This is a genomic window from Xanthomonas sp. NCPPB 3442, assembly GCF_056725145.1.
Genome location: NZ_CM161514.1, coordinates 4,612,523 through 4,636,643, shown reverse-complemented (window position 1 = coordinate 4,636,643; position 24,121 = coordinate 4,612,523). Strand labels below are relative to the sequence as shown.

The 24,121-nt window shown below is 63.1% G+C and carries 25 protein-coding genes; 12 read left to right on the top strand and 13 right to left on the bottom strand.

The window, feature by feature from the left end; genetic code table 11:
* Positions 1-605: 605 nt before the first annotated feature.
* On the top strand, positions 606-1,052 hold the full coding sequence (hap3, locus tag AC1POX_RS20085; protein ID WP_081711028.1) for an Hpa3 family type III secretion system protein: 447 nt from the start codon (positions 606-608) through the stop codon (positions 1,050-1,052).
* Positions 1,049-3,052, top strand: coding sequence for a type III secretion system effector XopF1 (xopF1, locus tag AC1POX_RS20080; protein WP_372356528.1), 2,004 nt, complete (start codon positions 1,049-1,051; stop codon positions 3,050-3,052). Before hap3 ends, xopF1 begins: the two co-directional genes overlap by 4 nt.
* Positions 3,053-3,667: 615 nt before the next feature.
* Here xopF1 and AC1POX_RS20075 read toward each other — a convergent pair.
* The 11 genes from AC1POX_RS20075 to sctU all read right to left on the bottom strand — a co-directional run bounded on the left by AC1POX_RS20075 (position 3,668) and on the right by sctU (position 12,146).
* Complete coding sequence (locus AC1POX_RS20075) at positions 3,668-4,138, bottom strand: CesT family type III secretion system chaperone (RefSeq protein WP_372357199.1); 471 nt, start codon at positions 4,136-4,138, stop codon at positions 3,668-3,670.
* A gap of 54 nt (positions 4,139-4,192) precedes the next feature.
* Positions 4,193-4,465 carry an HrpE family protein gene (gene hrpE / locus AC1POX_RS20070; RefSeq protein ID WP_372356527.1) on the bottom strand — a complete coding sequence of 91 codons (273 nt, stop codon included), beginning with the start codon at positions 4,463-4,465 and terminating at the stop codon, positions 4,193-4,195.
* Positions 4,466-4,550: 85 nt separating this feature from the next.
* Positions 4,551-4,793 carry an Hrp regulator HrpD6 gene (hrpD6, locus tag AC1POX_RS20065; protein ID WP_218490898.1) on the bottom strand — a complete coding sequence of 81 codons (243 nt, stop codon included), beginning with the start codon at positions 4,791-4,793 and terminating at the stop codon, positions 4,551-4,553.
* Positions 4,794-4,802: 9 nt separating this feature from the next.
* A complete protein-coding gene (hrpD5, locus tag AC1POX_RS20060; RefSeq protein WP_372356526.1) occupies positions 4,803-5,741 on the bottom strand; it encodes an HrpD5 family protein in 939 nt (312 codons plus the stop codon).
* Positions 5,738-6,565, bottom strand: coding sequence for a 4-hydroxyphenylacetate catabolism regulator HpaA (locus AC1POX_RS20055; protein ID WP_372356525.1), 828 nt, complete (start codon positions 6,563-6,565; stop codon positions 5,738-5,740). Before AC1POX_RS20055 ends, hrpD5 begins: the two co-directional genes overlap by 4 nt.
* Positions 6,562-6,822 (bottom strand): type III secretion system export apparatus subunit SctS, encoded by a 261-nt coding sequence (gene sctS, locus AC1POX_RS20050; RefSeq protein ID WP_008575435.1) that lies wholly within the window; start codon positions 6,820-6,822, stop codon positions 6,562-6,564. The genes AC1POX_RS20055 and sctS overlap by 4 nt, the downstream gene beginning before the upstream one ends.
* Before the next feature lie 4 nt (positions 6,823-6,826).
* A complete protein-coding gene (sctR, locus tag AC1POX_RS20045; protein WP_003485742.1) occupies positions 6,827-7,471 on the bottom strand; it encodes a type III secretion system export apparatus subunit SctR in 645 nt (214 codons plus the stop codon).
* Positions 7,458-8,411, bottom strand: a complete 954-nt coding sequence (gene sctQ / locus AC1POX_RS20040) for a type III secretion system cytoplasmic ring protein SctQ (RefSeq protein WP_372357198.1) — start codon at positions 8,409-8,411, stop codon at positions 7,458-7,460. The genes sctR and sctQ overlap by 14 nt, the downstream gene beginning before the upstream one ends.
* Positions 8,412-8,503: 92 nt before the next feature.
* Positions 8,504-9,142 (bottom strand): type III secretion system protein SctP, encoded by a 639-nt coding sequence (gene sctP / locus AC1POX_RS20035; RefSeq protein ID WP_014089137.1) that lies wholly within the window; start codon positions 9,140-9,142, stop codon positions 8,504-8,506.
* A complete protein-coding gene (locus AC1POX_RS20030) occupies positions 9,142-11,079 on the bottom strand; it encodes an FHIPEP family type III secretion protein (protein WP_052836253.1) in 1,938 nt (645 codons plus the stop codon). Before AC1POX_RS20030 ends, sctP begins: the two co-directional genes overlap by 1 nt.
* Positions 11,073-12,146, bottom strand: coding sequence for a type III secretion system export apparatus subunit SctU (sctU, locus tag AC1POX_RS20025; RefSeq protein WP_031420803.1), 1,074 nt, complete (start codon positions 12,144-12,146; stop codon positions 11,073-11,075). Before sctU ends, AC1POX_RS20030 begins: the two co-directional genes overlap by 7 nt.
* Positions 12,147-12,360: 214 nt before the next feature.
* Here sctU and AC1POX_RS20020 point away from each other — a divergent pair, with 214 nt between their 5' ends.
* From AC1POX_RS20020 to sctC, 9 genes are all read left to right on the top strand, one after another.
* The gene (locus AC1POX_RS20020) at positions 12,361-12,816 is read left to right on the top strand and encodes an HrpB1 family type III secretion system apparatus protein (RefSeq protein ID WP_372356524.1); all 456 of its coding nucleotides are present in this window, start codon (positions 12,361-12,363) and stop codon (positions 12,814-12,816) included.
* 33 nt (positions 12,817-12,849) lie between these two features.
* Positions 12,850-13,242 (top strand): type III secretion protein HrpB2, encoded by a 393-nt coding sequence (locus AC1POX_RS20015; RefSeq protein ID WP_008575450.1) that lies wholly within the window; start codon positions 12,850-12,852, stop codon positions 13,240-13,242.
* 1 nt (position 13,243) lies between these two features.
* Positions 13,244-14,005: a type III secretion system inner membrane ring lipoprotein SctJ gene (gene sctJ, locus AC1POX_RS20010; protein ID WP_014089141.1), complete on the top strand. Its 762-nt coding sequence runs from the start codon at positions 13,244-13,246 to the stop codon at positions 14,003-14,005.
* 7 nt (positions 14,006-14,012) lie between these two features.
* Positions 14,013-14,642 carry a type III secretion protein HrpB4 gene (locus AC1POX_RS20005; RefSeq protein ID WP_031420806.1) on the top strand — a complete coding sequence of 210 codons (630 nt, stop codon included), beginning with the start codon at positions 14,013-14,015 and terminating at the stop codon, positions 14,640-14,642.
* Positions 14,627-15,328, top strand: a complete 702-nt coding sequence (sctL, locus tag AC1POX_RS20000; protein ID WP_029818424.1) for a type III secretion system stator protein SctL — start codon at positions 14,627-14,629, stop codon at positions 15,326-15,328. Before AC1POX_RS20005 ends, sctL begins: the two co-directional genes overlap by 16 nt.
* Positions 15,318-16,646, top strand: a complete 1,329-nt coding sequence (gene sctN, locus AC1POX_RS19995; RefSeq protein WP_372356523.1) for a type III secretion system ATPase SctN — start codon at positions 15,318-15,320, stop codon at positions 16,644-16,646. Before sctL ends, sctN begins: the two co-directional genes overlap by 11 nt.
* Positions 16,639-17,148, top strand: coding sequence for a type III secretion protein HrpB7 (locus tag AC1POX_RS19990; RefSeq protein WP_372356522.1), 510 nt, complete (start codon positions 16,639-16,641; stop codon positions 17,146-17,148). Before sctN ends, AC1POX_RS19990 begins: the two co-directional genes overlap by 8 nt.
* Entirely contained in the window at positions 17,145-17,975 is an 831-nt protein-coding gene (gene sctT / locus AC1POX_RS19985) for a type III secretion system export apparatus subunit SctT (RefSeq protein WP_372356521.1), read from the top strand. Before AC1POX_RS19990 ends, sctT begins: the two co-directional genes overlap by 4 nt.
* 81 nt (positions 17,976-18,056) lie before the next feature.
* Positions 18,057-19,880: a type III secretion system outer membrane ring subunit SctC gene (sctC, locus tag AC1POX_RS19980; RefSeq protein WP_372356520.1), complete on the top strand. Its 1,824-nt coding sequence runs from the start codon at positions 18,057-18,059 to the stop codon at positions 19,878-19,880.
* A gap of 710 nt (positions 19,881-20,590) precedes the next feature.
* On the opposite strand, the gene xopA is transcribed toward sctC, so the two are convergent.
* Positions 20,591-20,953 carry a XopA/Hpa1 family type III secretion system protein gene (gene xopA, locus AC1POX_RS19975; protein WP_372357197.1) on the bottom strand — a complete coding sequence of 121 codons (363 nt, stop codon included), beginning with the start codon at positions 20,951-20,953 and terminating at the stop codon, positions 20,591-20,593.
* Between the two features lie 375 nt (positions 20,954-21,328).
* On the opposite strand from xopA, the gene AC1POX_RS19970 reads away from it, so the two are divergent.
* Positions 21,329-21,892: a lytic transglycosylase domain-containing protein gene (locus AC1POX_RS19970; protein WP_372356519.1), complete on the top strand. Its 564-nt coding sequence runs from the start codon at positions 21,329-21,331 to the stop codon at positions 21,890-21,892.
* A 460-nt stretch (positions 21,893-22,352) separates the two neighbouring features.
* Here AC1POX_RS19970 and AC1POX_RS19965 read toward each other — a convergent pair whose 3' ends face one another.
* Entirely contained in the window at positions 22,353-23,912 is a 1,560-nt protein-coding gene (locus AC1POX_RS19965; RefSeq protein WP_372356518.1) for a hypothetical protein, read from the bottom strand.
* Positions 23,913-24,121: the final 209 nt, after the last annotated feature.

The following is a 24,121-nucleotide window of genomic DNA, read 5'->3' as shown; positions in this document are numbered from 1 at the left end:
ATCGCGGTGTTCCGGCGGCGTGTGCAGCGATCACCAGCGTTCCGTCACGCGGCGGCCGAACCCCTCAGTTTTGGAATTGTGAGGGCTGTTCTGACTGCAGCCCTGGATTTGCTGAGAAACCAGGGAATGTCATGGAACCTGGTTGCATGACATTTCTTTTATTGCCCGGCTGGAGCCTAGAATCACGGCCATGAAACGTGTTGGGATCATCTGGGTTGCCAGATGGGGCTTGCACCGAATCACCGCGCTGGCCAACGCTGGAGCTGACACGGATGAAGTGCGCAGGATGAAGTGCGCAGTTAGTTAATATCTCGGTAATTCGCTTGCGTCAGTAGACCGCCTGGACGCGAAATTGCCGGCGGTGCCTGCAGGCGTATTTATCAGTCTTGGTTCCTTCGCCAGGTCAGGGGCGCTGTCCTTCTGATTGTGTCCGTTTTATTAAGGTGTGGCGCAGGTTTTGGTTGGGCAATTTACCGGCACCCCACTTCGTGTATGGCGCAGGTGGTTCGCCCCGCTTCGCTTGGGCGCGCATTTATGGGCAAGACAATGTGCCGCGCGCTGCTGGCGCGCCGCAACCCATCGAATTTCCTCACGGAGTACTTCAGATGACGTTGGAATCGCACAATCAACAAACAGCGAATACCGCTTTTTTTATCGGCCTGAGCGCATGCCTTGGGTTACCTGGTGAGCTTGCGCAGCGGCTCGGCGAAGGCGAGACCATTCTGGGCCCTGCCGGCATGCTGTGCCGCGTCCACACGCAGGGGCAGCCAGACGCATTGATGGCCTTCCCGGAAGTGATCTTGCCTCTGGCGGCACGCGAGCTTGGAGGCGAGGAGGTGGTGATGCTGCTGTCGCTGCAGGAGCAACTGCTGACCGAGTATGGCTGGCGGCTCACGCTGTCGGATCTCGGCCTGCTCTGCGTCTGCCCGCTGTTGCTGGTGCGCACGCCTGAAGAGGTGGCCGCTGCACTGGACCGTGGGCAGGTGGTTGCCCGTGTTGTGCTGGACGCGCTGGCGACGCAGGTCGATACGGCCAAGGAGGTGGCCTCATGAAACTCTCCAGCGATATCGGCACCGCTGCCAGTCGCGGCGCAGCCTCGCATCCTCCCGTCCAACCAACGCAGGCCGAAGACGTTGCTGCCCCGCGGGAAGAACGCGCACCCACTGGCCCGCTTGCGGGCCTGGCCTCTTCCAGCGCGGTGCTGCGTGGTCGTCGCGCATCACTGGCCGGTCGCGCCAGTCCTCATGCAGATGAAGAAGGGGCCATGCTCGGCGGCTCGCATCGGTCCGACTCGTCGCAGTCGTCGGACGCAACGTTTTACACCGCGCAGGTCGTGTCCCCTGCCCGGGAAATCGACACACCGGATGTGCCTGCCGCCGCGGCGACCTATGCCGAACGCAGCACGGCGGCGGCCGCCGAGGTGAAAGCGCAGCTACGTGCCCGCCTGGACGCTCTGCCATTTGCTGCGCCCTCGGAAGAGCAGACGGCCCTGCAGGCCAGCTATCTGGAATGGGCTGACGCGCGCGTGCAGGAACGCATCACTGCCTTTGGGCCGGATGCCGGGTACCAGGCTGTCGGTGACATGAAGACAGCGGGCACGAAAGCGGCATTGCCGATTGCCTACGAATGCCTACGGTCGTTCATTATCGGTGCGATGCGTAATCCGGTCGGTCTGGCCACGGGTGCGGCCTATGCGTCCCGGCGCCCGGCCGACGCGGAGGAGCTGAGTACGGCGATGGTTGCAGGTGTCGCGGCGGGGTCTGCGTCCTATACCAGCGATACGTTGTTGATCCCGGCAATGGACCGGCGCGCGCGCGTTTCCAACCTGCCGAGGTTTCAGGCCATCGACCCCAAAATCCTGGTGCCCGATCCACCACCGGTCATTCTGGAAATCACTGCCGAGGGCAAGCGCTTCACGCGTCCAGGCGAGAACAATGCGCCGACGCTTGCCGACCTCAAGGCGCAGACCTACGACCGCCGCCTGGGCATCACGCAGCGCCAATCGACCCTGGACGACAAGTCACTGGATACCTTGTTGCTCAAGCCAGTGATCAACGCAGGGTTCAACGCCGCGCGCCGGACTGGTGGTGAACCGGGCTTACTGACGCCTGTCGGCCAGTGGGGGTTGAGCGCGCTGGCCATTGGCGGCGCCGGGGTCGTGCAGAAGGCACTGCTGGAAACAGGCAAAGCCGTGGCACGGACCGGCCAAATGCGTGTCCCGGATCTGGTTGGCGGAGAGCAACGGCTGAACCTGTTTGCGTTGGCGTTGCCCGACAAAGCGCGCCGGCCTGCACAATGGTCCGACGCCGTGCATTTCCCGCCTAGCTATTTGCTGGACACCGGAAAGGAAGCGTTGGCGTTGGCAAGGCAGGGCTTCAACAGCGCAAACGCCGTCGCCACCACGGCACGCGACCTGTTGACCCGCCACATGCTGAGCAACGTCATGGCCAGCTTCGGCTCGATGGGGGCCGGGCGCATCATCACAGCGCCGTTGCGTGGGGGGAGCCACATCCGTGTTGCTGGCGAAGCCGTCAATTCCACGGCTGTGGTCGTGCAGCAGGCCGTGCAAACCGTGTTCAACGATACGTTCTGGAATGCGCTCAAGGCCAAGAACGGCGCCAATACCTCCCAGGCGGCGCGCCTGGACAACGAGCGTGCCGCGCTTGCAGCCGAGCATCAACGCACCATCGAACGAACCCTCGAGGCCCTGGCCGAGCCCGTGGACCAGGCGATCGCCAGGCTCTCGGGGCCGACACCTGCCGAGGCAGAGCGTGCCATGGAGGAGGGGATGCGCGCCGCGCCTGGCCCTGGGCCGCTTGGCCAGACACTGCGTACTGCGCTGCAGACATTGCGTACGGAGATCGGCACGCAGTCCGTTTCGATCGCGACCATCGATGCGGTACGCACTGCACTGCGCGAGGGGTGGAGTCAAACCTTTAGCGGCGTCCCCCGCGACGCGGCCACGCAGGCGCTGGATGGCCAGCTGCAAACGCTCAAGCGTGCACTGCATGACAGCGAAGCACTTCGCCAGTGGCAGAGCGGGCGAGCATGAGCGCTCAGCTGCCGCGTTGATACTCAGGAGTGTTGTACACCGCCGCCACAGACGTCGCTGTCGTCGCGTCTGTGGCTTGGTGGTGTCTGGCAGCTTAGCCATTACCAGCAATGATGGAACACCACGGCCTCATGCCTCGACCTGCGCAGGTCGAGGCATGAGGCAGGCATTGCATCTGCGTCTCGATGGCGCCGTCGCTCCGGAACGCGTCGAACTTGACGCGCACGTCAAACACCGGAAAGAACTCGCCGGCAAAGTGGTCGTGTCCCTCGTCAGCGCCAACAGCACCGGTGCATCAGCTGCCGTCGCGGATGTGCACGGTGTAGACCATGCGTCTGCGCCTGCCTTTGTTCTGTGCAGTGTCGGCCATCGCGGTGAGCCGGCACGACAGACCTGCGATCTCCCGCCAAACCTATATCGGGGAGCAAGCCAGCGCAGATGCAGGCGTGTCAGGCTTCGACATGGCAAGTGGGTTTCACTCAGCGCCACCGGCGCCATCGGGCAGAGGAGTGCCAGGCCGGTGGAGTTGGCCGGCAAGCTAGGTTGCTGTGCCATGGCGAATGGGCGCCGCTGCGGCCGTGATTGAGGCTTCGGCAAGCTGCCAACAAGCCTGTATCAGGCGCGTAACCACAGATAGTTGCCCGTCGCGATTCCTTCGAACATCTCGTCGTGCGCCACGAAGATATTGTTGTTCCAGTAGCGGCCATGCTCGGCGTAGTGGGCAAGCAGATCGCAGATCCACGCCCCATCCACGTCGTCGTCCAGCGGTACCCGCACAATCAGCACGATAACGCCGTCATCGTTCAGTCCAAGCTGTGCCTGGTCCTGCGCATACACCGAGAGATTGGCTTCGAGCAGAAGCCTGAAAACGGTCAATGTCCGCCCGGCAGGTGGTAACCCGTAGGCGATGCGCAGATACAGTGCTTCTTCCTTTACGTCGTCTTCGGGCTGTGGGGTCGGCAGGTGCAGATAGACCTCAAAGCCCTCCACCCAAAGCACACGCCGGCTGAGCACCGACTCCACATCCGGCAAGTCCAGTGCCTCGCACATCTGTCGAACGATGGTTTCGAATCGCGCACTGCTCATCTTGGGTGAGGCATGCACAGGGCCCCCTACAAGCCCTGCGCATGCCGGCGCCGATTACTGGCCAACCAGCGTCTTCGCGTTGTCGCCCGCCTTGCCGATGAACTTGTTGAGCGCCACGTTGAAGTCAAGTTCGTTCTTCTTCGCAGTGAGGTAATTGTTCAAACGCTCCTGCTCCGCGGCTGAATCACCAACGCCATTCATCAGCCTGGTGATCTGATTGCCCGACATACTAGTGGTCGAGTGATTGCTCCATCTGTTTGAAAGGTCTGATGAAAACAGGTCCGTGCCCTGACCTAACATCGGCCCTAACGATTGTAAATTCGGCATATCAATACTCCTTAGATAAGTAGACGTAACGTGGTGCGCCTGTTGGCGCGTTTTGCTTGACCATCATGGCCAAGTAACTCGATGATCAAGGCATGCTGGAGATGTGCGCGACGATTTCTCGCGCAGCGTTGATGCCGTCGTGCAAGACAGTGAAGTCGTTGCGCGCAACCTGATCGCTCGCGGCGGACCAGTGCACACGAAGCTGTTGCGCTGTCGCGTGCAGGGCTGCCTCGATGTTGCGCAGTCGCTCGCCGGAGACATCCAGCACCTTGGTCTGCAAAATCTTGCTCATATCCTGGGTGACCGTATCGGTCATGGCATCGAACATGGGGGGCTCTCATTGCGCCGCTTGCTGCGGCAGGGATGTCATGTGCTTGGTGCCATCCGGCGTTTCGACATAGTGCAGGCCGTCGGCGAGCAATGCCGCGTCGTAATTTTCCGGAAGTTTTACGGACGGATCTTGCTGACTGATCTCGACGTGTAACGAACGGACTTCAGGGCCCAGGTCGCTACGCACGTCGGCAATCCGGCGGCTTGCACGTTCGGCGTTGTCGCTGCTGCCGGAAACCGAGAAAACGCCATTGCCCTCGTAACGTACGCTGAGCGCGGGGTCAGCCAGGGTGTCGCGCAGCGTCGCCAGTACTTCGTCCACAACGGCGACATTCACGGCGACGGCTGGGTGGTACCGATGCACCTGCGTGCGCAGGCGTGCGGCGTCGGCGCTGCTGGGGACCAGGCCTTCGATCAGTACGCGCGTGCCAACCTGTTCTACGTGCGCTTCGTGAAAGCCCAGCTGCTTCAATAAGGCTTTGGCCTGATTGAGGGCATTTTCCGGATGCTGCCGGGTGGCAGCATCGGACAGAAACGCCGGCTGCAAGGGCGGGAGCAACGCTGCCGCGGCAAGCGCTAGCACGGCACCCACCGCAGTACGCAAAACTTTGCGCTTGGACGCGCGCGGTGCCGACGCGGCGGCTGGGGAAAGCAGCTGCTCCAGCAGCGCCACATCGTCTGGCCAATCGGCACCAGCATCGCCAATACACAGTACCAGGGGGCCGAAGCGGACCGGCTGAAACGCAACAAAGGACGTTTCTGGCACCGTGTCGCTGCTATAGCGGATCTGACCATCTTGGTCTACCTCGATAATGAGTGAGCAACCAGGCCAATCGTCTATTCGGATATCGGTTTGTGGATCGCTCCCCAGGGTGTAGCGACCTTGCGCCAAATCTAATCGTGCGCCTGCGTGGGTTCCTGTCAGTACGCGAAGCTGCATGGTCATGGGCGAACCTCCTGAGCCGCCGGTTGTGGTTGCTCAATCAGCAGTGTGTTCAGACGTGTGATGGCATGTGTACGGTCGATGCGTCTGCGCGGTTTTTCCGCATTCAGCAGGATCAGTGGAAGCAGGAGATGAAAATTGCGTAGCGCTGGCACCGGCTCCAACTCCGATGGCATCAACTCCAGTAATCGGGTCCGCAAGGCCAGCAGGTTTTCCGCCGCGTTGGCCTTGTCGTACGCGCGTAGATGCTCGCGCATCAACCTCCAGATCGTTGCGGTCAAGGGGGCGACGGCAGGATGCGAAACGCCGACGGCGCGCAGCTCGACAAGCGCAGCAGCCAGCGCGTGGCGCTTGGCCACTGGATCGGCGTCGCGCCTGGTCACGTAGCGATCGACAATCGCGTCGATGCACGTGCGGATGCTGTCGCTCAATTGCGCTGGAGCGGCGCTGTGCCATGGACCGGCCTTCGGATCGTCGGTATGCGTGCTGCGGTCACCGCCGTGCTGGTCGCCCTGGCCATGCTCCCGGCTCTGGGCCGGCGTGATCGCCACGCTCACCCGTCCGCGCAGTGCGCACTCGCGCTTGGCTTCGATCTCTTCCTGCTCGTTGGCGTCGAATTCATCCTCCTGGCCGTCCAGCGACCGGATCCCGCGGCGTCGCCTGCGCGGTGGAGCAGGGCGCAGACGCGGTGCCCGTGCCGCAATGTCGGTAGGCGATCCCGCGCTGGTGCCTGCCGCATCGGCATGATGGTCGCCATGGTGATGCGAGCCGCCATGCTCGATGGAAACCGAGGGCCGCAAGGTGCCGGGCGAGATGCGACGGATCATGGGAACGCCGCCTGCATCAATGCCTGGCCGAACTGCATGATGGCCGAGGCACCCCACGGCGCCGTCACGGCAATGGCGGCCACCACCACCACCAGCTTGAGCGCGAACGAGATCGATGCATCCTGCAGCGACATCACCGCCTGGACGAAGGCGATCAGCAGCCCGGCCAACGCAGCGACACCGACCACCGGCAAGGACACCTTGAGGCAGAGCAGCAAGGCTTCGGAGGTGAATCGCACTAGATCGTCATGGTCCATGGCGTCACCGATAGCTCAGAACCAGGCCGTGAATCAGCATCGACCAGCCGTCCATGGCGACAAACAACAGCAGCTTGAACGGGATCGCCACATTGGTCGGGGTGACCTGTGAAAGGCCCATCGCCATCAGCGCGTTGGCCACCACCAGGTCGATGACGATAAACACCAGATACAACAGAAAGCCGATACGGAAGGCTTCGGTCAATTCGCTGAGCGTGAATGCTGGTGCCAAGACCAGCAAGTCGTCCGACTTGAGCGTGGCGGCTTTGTCCTTGGGCCAGATCTGCTGTGCAGAACGCATGAAAAACGCCTTTTCGCGCTCGCGTGTGTGTTTGAGGAGGAACTGCCGAAACGGCTCGCGGCAGGCGTCGAGCAGCACCACCACGCGGCTGTTATCCGACCCGGCGCCGTAGTTCTGTGCGGCCTTGAACGCCTCCATGCCCACCGGGGCCATCACAAAGCACGACACCAGCAATGCAACGCCATTGAGGACCATGTTGGGCGGCACCTGCTGTACCCCGATCGCATTGCGCAGCAGGCCGAGCACGACCACGATCTTGGTGTAGGAGGTGACCACCATCGCTGCGAAGGGCAGCAAGCCCAGCATGATGACCACCAGCAGCAGCGAGCCGACGTCAGGCATCTGCATGCGTGCTCTCCGACATGCTGAGGATCTGCACACCCAGATGTTCGCCAACTGCCAGCAGCCTGCCGGTGCCGATGGTCTGGCCGTAAACGACCAGGCGGATGTCGGCTTGATCGACCGGCACCGACAACTCCAGGATCTGCCCGGGCTGTAAACCCGACAAGGTCGATAGAGACAGCGCAAGTTGATCCACTTCCAGCTGCACCGGCAGTTCCAGTTCTGCCACGTTGCTGGTGGACGGCGCGACTTCCGGCTCAAACGTATCGTGCTGCATGGTGGGGCTGGCCTCCAGAATCATCTGTTGCAGGTTCAAGCGCACCGGCGCGCGCAATACCGCGCCTCCGGCGATACCCCAGAGCACATCGCCGCTGGTCACCGCAGCCGAGTCCGTGCAATGCAGCAAGACATCGCCAGGCCGCAGCGACTGAAGCAATGCCGCCGATGCGGTGCGCCCTCCGATGCGCAGGCGCGTGTTGACGCGCAGTGCAGCCAGCCAGGCTGGCAGCTGCGTGGGCGGCGTAAGTCCGCCGACTTCGGCCTGCAACGTGGCCAGCAGCGACGCGCTCGCCGTCAGCGCAACGGCATCGAGATCGCCCAGTGTCATGCCGATGCCGTGGCAGTCGTCTGGCTCTGCATCGCGCTCGAAGGCGATCACCTCGGCAGCGCCCAGGCCGAGCGGCGCAAATGCGCCCAGGCGATCGGCTAGCAGCATTCCCGCGATCGAAACGCGTAGTGCGTCGTCGTCCTCGTTCAATAGCAGCGCCAGGCGGTCGCGCGCGGCAATCCGCAAATCCATCTGGCCGGCATCCAGCTGCAGGCGCAGGCGGGCCGCATCGTTGGGCGAGATGCGACGGCAATGCGTGGCAAAGCCGCATTGGCGTGCTGCGCGTGGGTCGCCGAACACTCTGCCCAGCTGGGCGCGCTCGGCAGCAACGCGCGTCAACGCCTGAGAGAGTGCACGTGCCGGTGGAGTCTGGCTCTGCTCGGTTAGCAAGATGGAGTTCCTCCAAATGGCTTTCTGTCGCCAGTGCCGCGTTAGACAACCTCGATGCTGATCTGGAGCGTGCTACTCAGCGTGGACGTCAGTGCAGCCTCCAGGCGCTGCCTTCCGCACCAAAGTACCTCGCGCGCATCTGGCGAACTGGTATTGAAGCGAAGCGATAGCTGGTCCGGCGAAAGCCGCAAAAACAACGTCGTTTGTGCGACGACCTCTTGGTCGATATCCAGCCACGCTTCCCAGCTCCCTGCGCTGCGCACCGGTTGGGCATTGCAGAACTCGGCCACCCGCAGCGCGATACGGTCGATCGCCATTTGGGCGCGTTGCGTGCGTATCCACTCGGTCGCAATCTGTCGCCCCACTGCGCCATCGTCGTTGCCTTGGGACGGCTCTTGGTGTTTCGTCACCTCGATACGTAAGGGCGGGTCGGTTTGCACGGGCACGCTGTCATGCGCCTCGGTGAAGCCCTCCTCGGCATCAGGCTGGGGCCGATCCTCGTCGCACTGCGGTGGCAACACCATGCAGGGAAGCGCGAGCTGTGCGCTGCGCAAGCGCTGGCGCAGTTGCAGGAAGCTGGAGCGCAGCGCCGACCGGGCCGGCGTGGCTGGAGCCGCCGGCCGCTGCAGTGCGCCGCTGACCGGCAGGATGCGCACATGGCGGAGGGGCGGCTTGCGCATCACACCACCACTCTACCGATCGGCTGCAGCTGCACCTCCGAACCCAGCTCCTGGAACGAATAGACCTGCAGCCAGGTCAGCCGTGCTTCGATCATGCGGCGCACATATCTGCGCACGTCCATCGACGCGACCACCGCCAGCGGATGCTGCGCATGGTCGCCGACGATGCGTTCCACCTGTTCGACAAGCTGGTTCGCCTGCTCGGGCGGAAGTGCCAGGAAATTGCCGGCCGCGGTCGCGCGAATCGATTGCCTGATCAGTTGTTCGACAGCATGGTCGAGCATTACCGCGGGCAGCTGCCCGGTGCCTGCGGTTGCGGTATGCGCCAGATAACGGCCCAGATCGCAGCGCACATATTCGGTCAACATCAGAAGATCCTTTTCCTTCGGCCCCCAGACCACCAGACTCTCCAGGATGCTCTTGATATTGCGCACCGGAATCCTTTCTTCCAGAAGACGCCGCAACACATCGGCTATGCGCTGGGCGGGCATCGCCTTGTTGACCTCCGCAACCAGCCCGGGATAGTCCACGGCCACCTGCTCCAGCATCCACTGCGTCTCCTGGATGCCGACGAACAAGTGCGCCCGTGCATGCAGGGGTGCGATGGCCTGCCGGGCCAGTGCGGCCTGCATGTCGTCGGTGTTCTCCAGTTCGGCGCGTGTCTCGGGGACATCGTGGATCAACACTTCGTATTGCATGCCTTGCAGCGACTCGGTCTGCCATATCGCGATCCCGGGAAACGGCAAGCCCAGCAGTTCGACCAATTGCCGCCGCTCGCTTTCGATCGCCTGATCCAGCCGCGCAGGGTCGAGCAGAGCGGCCAGCTGCGGCGACAGCCGCATCGACAAAGGGGAGGCGAAATCCGGGGCGTTTTTGCGGATATGTGGCGCCTCGCCTTTGGCACCTTTACGGCTCGCCGAAGGCAACTTGCGCTGATCGGTGCCGCTGATGTCGCGTTGCTTGCGCCAGATCGTATAGCCGCCGGCGCCGACGGCCGCTGCCAGCAGCAGGAACAGCACGGCGGGAAAGCCGGGGACGAACGCAAAGCAGGCCAGCAGCACGCTCGCTGCCATCAGGGCCCGCGCATTGCTGGTGAGCTGACGGCCGATATCGAGCCCGAGCGAGCTGAGCCTGGTCTCGTTCTCGTTGGCCACGCGGGTGATCATGACGCCGGCGGCCACCGATATCAGCAGTGAGGCGATCTGCGACACCATCGCATCGCCTACCGACAGGATCGCAAAGCGGTTGGCGGCGTCGCCGGCCGTCATGCCGTGGTACGTCACGCCGACCACGATACCGGCCAGGATGTTGACCATGGTAATCACCAGGCCGGCGATCGCATCACCCTTGACGAATTTCATGGCGCCATCCATGCCGCCGTGCAGTTGGCTTTCCATGGCCAGCCGCGCGCGTTTGCGGCGTGCCTCATCTGCGGTCAGGTTGCCGCCACGCAGGTCGGCATCGATACTCATCTGCTTGCCGGGCATTGCGTCCAACGTGAACCGCGCACCGACCTCGGCAACGCGTTCGGAACCCTTTGCGATCACGATGAACTGCACGGTGGTGATGATCAAGAAAACCACCAGGCCCACCACCAGATTGCCGCCGACCACCAGCTCGCCGAAGCTCTCGATGATATGGCCCGCTTCGGCATGCAGCAGGATCGACTTCGTCGAGGCGATATTCAAGGACAGCCGCAGTAGCGTGGTGAACAGCAGCAGGGAAGGAAACGACGAGAGCGAGATCGAGTCGGGCACATACATCGTGACCATCAACAGCACCACGCTCAGGGTGATGTTGATGCCCAGCAACGTATCGATCATGGGCGTTGGCAGCGGCAGGATCATCAGCCCGATGACCGCCACCACCAGGGCGGCGATCGCCACTTCGCCGCTATAAGCGAAATACCTTGTCGCTCGCACGCGGTCTCCTAGCATGGCAGGGCTCCATCGCCGTCGCCGTGGTCGCGACCGAGTTCATCGACCCAGCGCAACACCACCGCAACCGTTTCGAACAGTGGCTCGGGGATTGCATCGCCCAATTCAACCTGATACAGCGCACGCGCCAGTGGCGGATTGGCAACGATCGGAATGCCCTGGTTATGCGCGAAGGCGCGCAGTTCCAGTGCGCCGTCGTCCACGCCCTTGGCAACGACCTGCGGCAAGCCGAAGTCGTCGGGCTCGTAGGCCAGCGCCACTGCGTAATGGGTCGGGTTGACCACCATCACCTTGGCCTTGGCCACGCGCTCGCGCGGGTCGCCGAAGACCAGCTCCTTGGCGAATTCCTTGCGCTTGCCCTTGATTTCGGGGTCGCCCTCGCTTTCCTTGAATTCGCGCTTCTGCTCGTCCTTGCTCATTCGCTTGTCGCGGATGAACAGCCAGCGCTGCACGCTCCAGTCTGCAGCGCCGACCAGGACGAACAGCAGCACGCCCAGTGCGAAGAGCATGCCCAGGGTGCGCCAGGCAATTTGCGCAACATCAAGCGGTGTCTCGTAGGCAAGCCCAATGATCATCGGCATGAGGGCGCGGATACCGACCCACAGCACTACGCCGATCAAGATGGCCTTGATGATCAACTTCAGCAAGTTGATGAGGCTTCGCAACGAAAAGAGTTTCTTGACCCCGGTTGCGGGATTGAGGGAATCGAACTTGGGCGCCACCGGCTTGAGCGAGGCATTCAGGCCAGTCTGGAACGCACCGCCCGCCATACCAGCCAACAGGCAGGCAGCCAGGAACGGCAGCATCAACAGCAATCCCTGGATGCCGATATGGCCGAGTGCGCGGTTGATGGCCGCTGCATCGCGTGTATGTTCCGAGAAATCGAAGCCGATCGTCATCAATGCGCGCATGTGATCGGAGAAGTAATCGCCGGCCGATTTCATCACCAATAACGCGCCGAAGAGCACCGCCGCTGCAGTGACGTCCGGGCTGACCGGAACTTCCCCGTCCTTGCGCGCATCCCGCAGTTTCTTCTCGGTCGGCTTCTCGGTTTTTTCTTCCGACATTGCCTTCTCCTTCCGCGATCGCTGCGCCCCCGATTGTGGGCAGCTGTGGTGGAGCGATCCGTTTTCCAGGCGAATGTGTGGATGGGCTGGCGAAGCCGGAATGATTTGTTCGCCAGCGAATTCCGATATTCGCTTCCGAAAGGATCCGGCCGGCGTGGCGCGCGTAGCGTTCCCCACGTGTACGGTCCGCATGCCATTAAAAACGAGGTGCAGTGTGGAGAAGATTCAATGTCCCGGGTCGGTCGTGAGTGGGCTCATCGAACTGATCACGGTCGGACTCACCCATGAAAAGATTCAGGACGCTGCCGCTGTGCTGGCCGCAGTCCGCGTCCTGCGGCCGGAGCTGAAAGCGCTGGACACCTTCGATGCATGGATTTCGATCAAGCGCGGCAATTACGTGGAAGGTGCGCGCCTGTTGCGCGAACTGGAGAGCGACGCCGGCTACAAGCCGCTGTGCAGGGCCTTGTACGCCTGCTGCCTGTTCGCGATGGGGGACCCGTCGTGGCATGGCGTTGCAGACGGGCTGATCGAAGAAGACGCCGATGCCGATGCGGTGGCCCTGGTCAAGGCGCTGTCCGGGCGAAGCACCCCAACGTCCGCGCCGGCGGAAGTACCGGTCGAATCTTCAGCACCGATGGAAGTTCCGAATTCGCAGTACCTGCGCGCCTGAGTGACGCCAGTCCCGACCCCATAGGAGTATGCGATGACGCTCATTCCTCCTGTCCAAGCGATTGCCGGCACCAGTGCTGCCGCGACCCAAGCGCTGTCGCCGGTAGCGACGCCCAACCAAGCGCTGGTGAATCGCTTTCAAGCGCTGATGCAATCCTCCAGCCCCTTGCCGCCCGCCATGCAGCGCGTAGGCAACCCGAGCATGATGAGCCGGGTGGTCGATGTGCAGAACGATGGCGTGCGTACCATCGCCGAGCATATCGATGCCTTCAGCATGCAGGCACCGACCATGGGGCTGCAGGAAATGGCAGCGCAGCAGATCAAGTTGATGCACGAGCTGACCATGGTCGGCTTCAACCTCAATGTCAGCGTGGGCGTGGCGCAATCGGGAAAGAACGCCGTGCAGACGCTGGTGAAGAACCAGTAGCATGCGCGCGCCGAGATGCCTGGTGGTGCTGCTGGTGGCGCTGCTGCTGTCTGCGTGCAGTCAGCAGCTGTACTCCGGGCTCACCGAAAATGATGCCAACGACATGCTCGAGGTGTTGCTGCATGCGGGCGTGGATGCGTCCAAGGTCACGCCAGACGACGGCAAGACCTGGGCGGTGAACGCACCGCACGATCAGGTGTCCTATTCGCTGGAGGTACTGCGCGCGCATGGTTTGCCGCATGAGCGGCACGCCAATCTCGGCGAGATGTTCAAGAAGGACGGGCTGATCTCGACACCCACCGAAGAGCGCGTACGTTTCATCTATGGCGTGTCGCAGCAGCTATCGCAGACCTTGTCGAATATCGATGGGGTGATCTCGGCCGATGTGGAAATCGTGCTGCCCAACAACGACCCGCTTTCCACCTCGGTAAAGCCGTCCAGCGCTGCGGTGTTCATCAAGTTCCGCGTCGGTAGCGATCTGACCAGCCTGGTGCCCAACATCAAGACGTTGGTCATGCACAGCGTGGAGGGACTCACCTACGAAAACGTCAGCGTCACGCTGGTGCCGGGCGGAGCGGAGAGCGATGCGCAGTTCACCGCGTCGGCACCGCCGAGACCTTCGCCATGGCCGTGGCTGGTTGGGTGTGTGTTGGCGTTGTGCCTGGCGGGTGCGGCGGCGCTGTACTGGTGGCCAAACCCACAGGCGGGCCGGTGGGGCGGCTGGCAGCGCCTGCGCGAGTTGACGAAAGGCAAAGCCGGGTGAGCGCGGGATGGACGACACGCGGATCGACAATGCGGCACGCTGTGTTCAGCGCTGGACGGACGCGTTGGCGCAACTGGCAGAGTCCTTGGACGCCGCACGGGTGGCGCATTGGCTTGGCCCGGTGGCAGCGTCGGGCTGGGCAGCGGCGCCCGTCCACCGTCGTATGCGGGTAATCCAGGCGTGGTCTGGATGGTCGGAATTGTCGCCGTCTGCACTCGGCCTGCATGCGAACCAACTTGCCCTGCTGATGCCCGCGCGATTGGCCAAGGTCCTGATCGCGCGGGCGTTGTTCTCGCGCGGGTTGGCGGTGCGTCGTTGTATCGAGCGCGAACGTCTGGACTGGCTCGAACAGTGTGTGGGGCCGGCCGTGCTTGAGCATGTGCGCCAGAACGCGTCGGCCGGCCTCCCCGTGCCCCTGTTGCCACGCGATGCCGATCAGGCGGCGTGGGTCGGCGATGGTTGGCGTCGGATGCAGGCCGATGGCGTCTGGTCCAACCCGGTTGTTGCCAAGCTGCTGGCGCTGTCCTTGCCGTTGGGCGCCGCGCAGGTGGCCACCGTCGCAGCAGACGGTGCGAGCGATGCCTTCCTGACCGCGCTTCCCACCCTGATACCGGAGGCGTCATGCGTCTGTGGTTGAGGTCAACGCCCGATGCGATCGGTCTGGATTGCGATGTCATTCCGCGCGAGGCGCTGGCCTCGGTGTTGGCGCTGGACGCTGCCACTGCCGAGGTACACGCACGCTGCGAACAGGCCCTGAGCCAGGCGCAGACACGTGCACAGACGCTGGTCGACGAGGCCCAGCAGCAGGCCGAGGCGATCCTGCACGATGCGCGCCAGAAGGCCGAGCGCAGCGCACGCCTGGGATATGCAGCCGGCCTGCGACGTCAGCTCGATGAGTGGAACGAATCGGGCCTGCGCCATGCCTTTGCCGCCGAAGCGGCCGCGCAGCGGTCACGCGAGCGTCTGGCCGAGATTGTGGCGCGCACCTGCGAGCACATCATCCTCGGACACGATCCCGCGGCGCTGTATGCGCGTGCGGCGCAGGCCTTGGAAGGTGCCCTGGACGAGGCCAAGGCCCTGCGGGTGAGCGTGCACCCCGACGCGGTGGACGCTGCGCGGCGCGCCTTCGCTGCGGCCGCCACCGAGGCGGGCTGGACCCTGCAGGTCGAGCTATGCGGCGATGCCGACCTGGCCGTGGGCGCCTGCGTGTGCGAATGGGATACGGGCGTGTTCGAGACCGATCTGCGCGATCAGCTGCGCAGTCTGCGGCGCGTCATTCGCCGCGTGTTGGCCGCACCCCAGGAGCCGGCGGATGCTGGCTGAGACGCCCCTGCTGGAGACAACCCTCGAACGCGAACTGGCCACGCTCGCGGTCGGTCGCCGTTACGGCAAGGTGGTCGAAGTCGTCGGCACCATGCTCAAGGTGGCCGGCGTGCAGGTCAGCCTGGGCGAGGTGTGCGAGTTGCGCCAACGCGATGGCAGCTTGTTGCAGCGGGCCGAAGTGGTGGGCTTCAGTCGCGATCTGGCGTTGCTGGCGCCGTTCGGGGAGCTGATCAGGCTGTCGCGCGAGACGCGCGTGATCGGATTGGGGCGCCCGTTGGCGGTGCCTGTGGGACCGGCCTTGCTGGGGCGCGTGCTCGACGGCCTGGGCGAGCCATCGGACGGACAAGGAGCCATCGCCTGCGACACCTGGGTGCCGATCCAGGCGCAGGCACCGGACCCGATGCGTCGGCGGCTGATCGAACACCCCATGCCGACCGGCGTGCGGATCGTGGATGGCCTGATGACGCTGGGCGAGGGCCAGCGCATGGGCATCTTCGCTGCAGCAGGCGTCGGCAAGAGCACCTTGATGGGAATGTTCGCGCGCGGGACGCAGTGCGATGTCAACGTGATCGTGCTGATCGGCGAGCGCGGGCGCGAGGTGCGGGAGTTCATCGAGCTGATTCTCGGCGCCGATGGTCTGGCACGCAGCGTCGTGGTCTGCGCAACCTCCGATCGCTCATCGATCGAACGCGCGAAGGCCGCCTACGTCGGCACCGCCATCGCCGAGTATTTCCGGGATCGGGGCCTGCGCGTGCTGCTGATGATGGACTCGCTGACGCGCTTTGCCCGCGCGCAACGCGAGATCGGTCTGGCCGCCGGCGAGCCGCCCACACGCCGCGGCTTTCCGCCATCGGTGTTCGCCGAGTTGCCGCGCCTGCTCGAACGCGCGGGCATGGGCGAGAGCGGGTCGATCACCGCGTTCTACACCGTGCTGGCCGAGGACGATACCGGCAGCGATCCGATCGCCGAGGAAGTGCGCGGCATCCTCGATGGGCACCTGATTCTCTCTCGCGAGATCGCGGCCAAGAACCAGTACCCGGCAATCGACGTGCTGGCCAGCCTGAGCCGGGTGATGAGCCAGATCGTCCCGTCCGACCACTCCCAGGCCGCCGGCCGGTTGCGGCGCCTGCTCGCCAAGTACAACGAGGTGGAAACCCTGGTGCAGGTGGGCGAATACCGTCAGGGAAGCGATGCCGTTGCCGACGAAGCGATCGACAGGATCGATGCGATCCGCGACTTTCTCAGCCAACCGACCGACCAGCTCAGTGCCTACGAAAGTACGCTGGAACTGCTGACCAGCGTGACCGACGATGCGTGAGCCTGCCCACACCTGGTCGGTGCTGCACCAGCTCAAGGCACGCCGCTGCGAGCGCATGCAGGAACGCCTGAGTGAGTGCAGGCGTGCGTTGGAACACTGCGACCGCGAACTTGCCAGGTGCAGACAGGAGGCAGAGGCCTGCACCACACGCTTGGCCAACTGCGATGCCGCACTGATGGACAAAACCGGCGTGGGGGGGTCGATCGATATCGATACGATCCTGCAGCACGAACGCTTCCGCACCGTGCTGCTGGAGGCCTGTCGTGCTGCCGAGCAGGCGCAGGCAGCGGCGGATCAGTCGTTGCAAAGTGCCCGCGATGAGCTCGCGTCCGTGCAGCAGGCACTGAGCAAGCTGCAGGCACAGGCGCAGGTATACGCAGACAAGGCCGCCAGTGCGCGCCGCGCCCGACAGGCGCAACGCGACGCAGCGGAGGAAGAGGACGCGATCGAGGCACTGGTCGCGCTGCGTTCGCACCGCGCCGCACATGGGGGCGCCCGATGAACGACGCCACCGATGCCTTGCTGGCCATTTCCTCGCAGGGCGTGTCGCTGTTGACCCTGCTGGCACTGTGCGGGGTGCGCGTGTTCGTGATGGTCATCGTGCTACCGGCAACGGCGCAGGACAGTCTTCCCGGAATCGCGCGCAATGGCGTCATCTACGTCCTGAGCTCGTTCATCGCCTATGGGCAGCCGGCCGATGCGCTGGCGAAGATCCAGGCGGCGGGCCTGGTCGGGGTGGCGTTGAAGGAGGCGTTCGTCGGTCTGCTGATCGGGTTTGCCGCATCGACGGTGTTCTGGATCGCCGAGAGCGTTGGCCTGCTGATCGACGACCTTGCCGGTTACAACAACGTGCAGATGACCAACCCGCTCAGCGGCCAGCAAAGCACGCCGGTGTCCACGGTGCTGCTGCAACTGGCCATCGTGTCGTTCTACGCATTGGGCGGCATGCTGATGTTGCTCGGCGCGCTGTTCGAATCGTTCCGCTGGTGGCCGCTGACCCAGCTTGGGCCGAACATGGGGGCGGTTGCCGAATCGTTCGTGATCCAGCAATCCGACAGCATGATGGCCGCCGTCGTCAAACTGTCCGCACCGGTGATGCTGGTGCTTGTGCTGGTGGATCTTGCGATCGGCCTGGTGGCGCGAGCGGCCGACAAACTCGAACCGTCGAACTTGAGTCAGCCAATCCGTGGGGTGCTGGCGTTGTTGCTGCTCGCCTTGCTGACCAGCGTCTTCATCGCGCAATTCGGCGAAGCACTCGGTTTCCTGCATTTCCAGCAGCAATTGCACGATGCCGCCAACCTGGCTGGCAAGGGAGGCGCGACGCACTGATCTTTATTGAGACATTCCCGGCTTTGCACTTCCTACACTGGTCGCTACCGACTTTTTCACTTGCCTAGCAGAGGGAACGCCATGGCTCCTGCCTGTACCACCGCCCACCGCCGACGTGCTCCATTGGCCGCCGTACTGATGCTCAGCCTGCTGCCGCTGTTGTCGCCACATGCCGACGCCGCCCAGGTCCCGTGGCATTCGCGCACGTTCAAATACGTCGCCGACAACAAGGATCTCAAAGAAGTGCTGCGTGATTTGTCCGCCAGCCAGTCCATCGCCACCTGGATCTCGCCAGAGGTGACCGGCACCCTGAGCGGCAAATTCGAAACCTCCCCGCAGAAATTCCTCGACGATCTGGCGGCCACCTACGGCTTTGTCTGGTACTACGACGGTGCCGTGCTCAGGATCTGGGGTGCGAACGAATCCAAGAGCGCGACCTTGAGCCTGGGGACTGCATCGACGAAGTCACTGCGCGACGCACTTGCACGCATGCGCCTGGACGATCCGCGCTTCCCGGTGCGTTACGACGAGGCCGCGCATGTGGCGGTGGTCTCCGGGCCGCCAGGGTATGTGGATACCGTTTCGGCGATTGCCAAGCAGGTCGAGCAGGGCGCGCGTCAGCGCGATGCCACCGAAGTGCAGGTGTTCCAGCTGCATTATGCGCAAGCGGCCGACCACACGACGCGCATCGGCGGCCAGGATGTGCAGATTCCCGGCATGGCCAGCCTGTTGCGCAGCATGTACGGCGCGCGCGGCGCGCCGGTCGCGGCGATACCCGGGCCTGGCGCCAACTTTGGCCGGGTACAGCCCATCGGCGGTGGGTCCTCCAACACATTCGGCAATGCCGCACAGGGTCAAGGTGGCGGAGCCAGCGGCATCCTCGGGCTGCCTTCGTCCTGGTTCGGGGGCGCATCGTCGTCCGATCGCGTGCCGGTCAGCCCGCCGTTGCCCGGCAGCGGAGCTGCTGCGGCTGCGGGGTCGCCGGCCAGCGTATGGCCGGAGCTCAGCAAGGCACGGCGCGACGAGTCCAATCCGATCGACGTCGGTGGTGGCGCAGAGCTGGCCTCCGATGCGCCGGTGATCGAAGCCGATCCGCGTACCAACGCCATCCTGATCCGCGATCGACCGGAGCGGATGCAGAGCTATGGCACCCTGATTCAACAGCTGGACAACCGGCCCAAGTTGCTGCAGATCGATGCCACCATCATCGAGGTCCGCGATGGCGCCATGCAGGATCTCGGTGTCGATTGGCGCTTCCACAGCCAGCACACGGACATACAGACCGGCAACGGCAGTGGCAGTCAGTTGGGCTTCAACGGCGCATTGAGCGGCGCTGCCACCGATGGCGCGACCACGCCGGCTGGGGGCACCTTGACGGCCGTGCTGGGAGACGCCGGACGCTACCTGATGACGCGCGTATCGGCGTTGGAGACGACCAACAAGGCCAAGATCGTGTCTTCGCCCCAGGTTGCGACGCTGGACAACGTCGAAGCGGTCATGGACCACAAGCAACAGGCATTTGTCCGGGTCAGCGGATACGCATCGGCCGATCTTTATAACCTCTCCGCCGGGGTGTCGTTGCGGGTCCTGCCCAGCGTGGTGCCGGGCTCGCCGAACGGTCAGATGCGTCTGGATGTGCGTATCGAGGATGGCCAGCTCGGATCCAACACCGTGGACGGTATTCCGGTCATTACCTCCAGCGAGATCACGACCCAGGCCTTCGTCAATGAAGGGCAGAGCCTGCTGATTGCAGGATACGCCTACGATGCGGACGAGACCGATCTGAACGCGGTGCCGGGTCTGTCAAAGATTCCGTTGCTCGGCAACCTGTTCAAGCACCGCCAAAAAAGTGGGTCACGCATGCAACGGCTGTTTCTGCTGACCCCGCATGTGGTGTCGCCCTGATGGTCTGCGAAAAGCCATCGGTGGCAGATGATGGCATTGCTGCGAGTGCCTGATCCCAAAGACAGGATAAGGCCGGGATTGTTCGAGAAATCATCAGACGGGCCATGCAATCGGCGTGTGCATATGTAGTGACCCAGAGCGCCTAAGACCATCGCCTGGATGATAATCGGGCGGCGCTGGGAATCGATATGTGTCACTTGCACATGCTGGTTTTTATGCGCGCCCGAGCCTGTCTGAGCGATCACATGGCAGTCAGGTCACCTGCGGGAGGCGAGTTCCTGGCAGTCAGCTCGGTATGTGCGGTAGACGGTAAGGGGGGCTGTCTATGTCTTGAACTGGACGCGATTGCGAGCGGGCGCATATCGATGGCCTGAGCCGGCATCGCCGGTGCGTGGGCACAGCAGCCTCCAGTCGAGCGACGATGGCGTGATGGTTTGCGATTGCACGCCGAAAAAAATCACGCCAGCCACGAAGGCTCACTTGAGAAGGCATGTCCCGGAACAAAAGATCTGACCTTGACTGCCGCTTTGAAGCTGGAACGGCTCTGCTCGCATGCCGATGGCTGTATGTCGGGCACCTGTGGGCGAAAAAGACAAGCGCGCGCCCGAAGTGGCAGCGAATGTTCGCGGTTACAGCAATGAGAGTGCCTGCAGGCTGGCGCATGAAGCGAGAACCTGCAGGCCGTGGCCGGTAGGGGCGACCAACAGTCGTTACTGCATCGATCCGGTGTTGCTCGCAAGGCTGAAGCCAGTGTTGAGGCCGCCACCAAGGCCGCCACCATTCTGCGACTGGATAATGTCTCCGATGATGCACATGAGTGCCAGTGTAATTGGCGAAAGGGAGCCGTTTTGCGGGCCATTGTCACCGCTACCATCTTCAGAAGGGTCGCCCTTACCCTCATTGGCTTTGTTGCCTCCATTAAGCAGGAACATGATGAACATGGCCAGTAGTTGGTCTAGCTGCTGTTCCGAGATGCCTTGATTGCCCTGGTTTGAATCGGATTGCGGGCTTTGGATCCGGTCAGCCCGGAACAAGGACGAGTTGGCGTCGAGCTGTGTGTTCAAAGAATTCATCATGACGATTCCTCTCTGATTAACTGGGATTTGTCTTTCGCTCAACTGCCGGGCGTACGCAACGGCAGTTGTGGGGCGCGTTTTCGCCCCGAACGAACAGTAGAAGCGGCAATCCGGTATCGCCATAAATTTTGCGAAATTGCGCTTGTACGGGCGAAGAAGGCAAGTGAAAAAATGTTTTGGGATCGATAAGAAAATCCCGGGCGCGTGGTTGAAGGAGGTCTTTTCGCTTGCCTGCTAAGTGCTTCGTCGGTCCTGAGTAAATCACGTACAGGTGGCGTTATGGTGCCGCCGTCGAGCGTTGCGGGTCGTTGTGTGTGCCGGCGCTCTACTCACCTGGAGACCAGTATTCAATCGAGATCGAGGTAACGGCAAATGAGCGATTCAACGATCGCATACCAGCATGTCGATCAACAATCCAATTGGCAGTTGGGGCGCTTGTCCGGGCCTTCGCCAAGGCGACGCGTGCGCGCGAAGAGATCCGAATGTGGTCGTCGGGCAGGAGCTGGTCCGCAGCGTATTTTGTTTGCAGCAGCACTGGCATGCGCGGCGCCTTTCGCACGTGCGGATTGCTTCGAGGAGGCCGCCGGCTATCAGCACGTCAACCCTTGGGTGCTGCGTGCCATTGCCTGGCAGGAATCGCGCGGTCGTGCCGACGCCATCCATCGCAACAACAACGGCACGGTTGATTACGGGAAGATGCAGATCAACTCCATCCATCTGCGGCGGTTATCCAGCTATGGAATCTCCAGGGACGCATTGATGCATCCATGCATCAGTGTGTATGTGGCAGCGTGGCGGTTGCGCGAGATGACCAATAAATATGGAAATACCTGGGCTGCAGTAGGCGCCTACCATTCCGAAACGCCGGGCGAGCGCGATAAATATGCGCATGCCATTCATTCGATTCTGCTAAGGCGTGGTGTGATTGATGAATAGCGGGTGTGCCACTGCAGGAGGACGTAGGCGCAGCCCGATGTGCGCGGGGATTCCCTGGTGTGATGGCGTAGGACCGTACAAAGCGGCGGCGCCCCGCGACGGAACTATCTGCAGAAATAGAGCGGTGACCGTGCTGTCGCGCATACGGTGACTGAAATGGCGATCGCCACAGCAGCATCCGTCATCATGGGTCGACAAGGTGCGTCGCGCGGCTGGAGACCTGTGGTGCAGAGACCAGCTAGCCGCGACCTGAGCTGAGAACTGGCATACGCAGCCTAGCTTTCGATCAATCCCTGCTGTCCGCCGCCGGTCGGTTTGTTAGGAAGTGCTGGTGGCTGCGCATGGAGCCACCACACAGCTGTCGCACACGCACTGCCGGTGAACCGGCAGTGCGTGTGCGACCACCAGGCGCTGCACTCGCCGATGGCTGCGCGATAGCCGGCGCCAGGCGCGGCCACGCTCACTCAGTTCGCGTGCGAGCGGCCTCGGCTTCGCGCACCGCCGCTGCAGCCTGCCAGGTGCCGGCGATGACCTTGTACTGCATGCCGGCAGCCATGCCCGCCAACGTATTGGAGAGCAATGCGCTGCGTGCTGGCGACAAACCGAGCCAGGTGCCAATCATGTTGACTGCTGTACCGAATGCGATGTTGGAATTGATGGCGGCCGTGCGCGCGACAGAATGATCCATGACCCGCTCATAATCCTCGCGCTTGGCCTTCCAGGTTGGTTCCCAGATCTGCTGCGTCCCGGCTTCGTCGGCTTCGTGTTGGGTGACATTGAGCCAGTCGGCTGTCTCCAGACCGACATTCAAGGCCGCATTCACCGCCGCTTGCTGAAAGACGACCCTGGTCGCCTCTCCCATGTTGAAGGGCGACATCAGTCCTGCCCAGCGCTGCCTGGCTGATGCAAAGTCTGGTGCCTCCAGCTCGTTCGACGCCAGGTTGGTCAGGACGTTGGCCATGCCGTAAAACCTGCCTGCACTGGTGACGTGGGGATCGCTGACGCCACCGTTGGTCGGTGACCGCATTCCCACCATGCGGAATGTCGCCTGGATGGCGTCGCGGGCCGCAGCATAAGGGGCGACTTTGAGCTCACTGGCCAGCAGCCTGGCCGCCATCTCCGGTCGGCCAGAAGCCTTGCCCGCAGCGCCGATGGCGATATTGCTCAAGATGCCGGTCAGCGCGAGCCGGGTGACCAGATCCGAGTAATGTTGCTGCTCGCTCCTCTTGTGATGACGTTCGTCTTCGGACAGCGCTTCCCACTGTTCAAGATTCAGGTTGTGAAAACCTCGGGCGGCGGCATCCGGGTTGCGGTTTTCGCGGTTGCGCCGCAGCGTATGCAGGGCCAGATGCAGCGTGCCCGACACCGCCTGCATGGCAACGACCGCTTCGGGTGGGAGCTGGCGAAACGCGGCAAACAGCGCTTCGCCGATCAACTCGCGCACGAACGTGGTCGGTCCCACGGAGGTGGTCTGGTGCACGAGATGTCCCAGCGCAGCGCCCAGGTATTGTTTGTCGAAGCTGATCGGTATGACACCGCGCGCCGCAGCTGCGACCGCTGTCGCGGCGGGTCCAAGGAGGGTGGTGACTCCATGTGTTGCACCTGCGCGGACCGACGCCGCCAGTGCGCCCAAGCGCGCAGTGCCTGTTGCAGAGGTGGATGCATGCGCTTGGGAGCCATGTTGTGCAGCGTGTTCCTGGGGAAGTGATGGCAGAGCCGATGGTTCCAAGGAGTCTTCAGCGTCGTAGAACTGCTCGCTGCTGCTCTCTTCCCCACGCAGCGGAGCATGCAGCTGCGGACTTCCATAGGGGGACAGGTCTGCGTCGTTGGCGGTTTCATATCCGCTGTCGCTTCCTGTGCTATTGCGTCGTCCCGAAGGTCTGGGCGGCAGGGCGGAGAGGGGAGAATCGATCCTGGGCGTCGATGTATCGTCGCGTCGTTGTGCCGGTATCTCGATCACAATATCGCCGCTTGTGGCTTGCGGTTGCTGGGAGGTACTGGCTGAAGAGATCTTCGTCACGGCTTGTCCTCGCGTTGGGGGGATATCGGCATGCTCTCGCCTAGGCTTGCGGGGCGATTGATCGATAGCGCCGGACGATGGGTACCTCATCAAGAAGGGCATGGCGGCGAGGGGCTTGATTGCAGCGTGGGGATCGCGATCGGCAGCCAGACGCGTGGACCGGACAATCATGCGTGACGTGCGGCACGCCGACCCGGCAAGGTGCATAT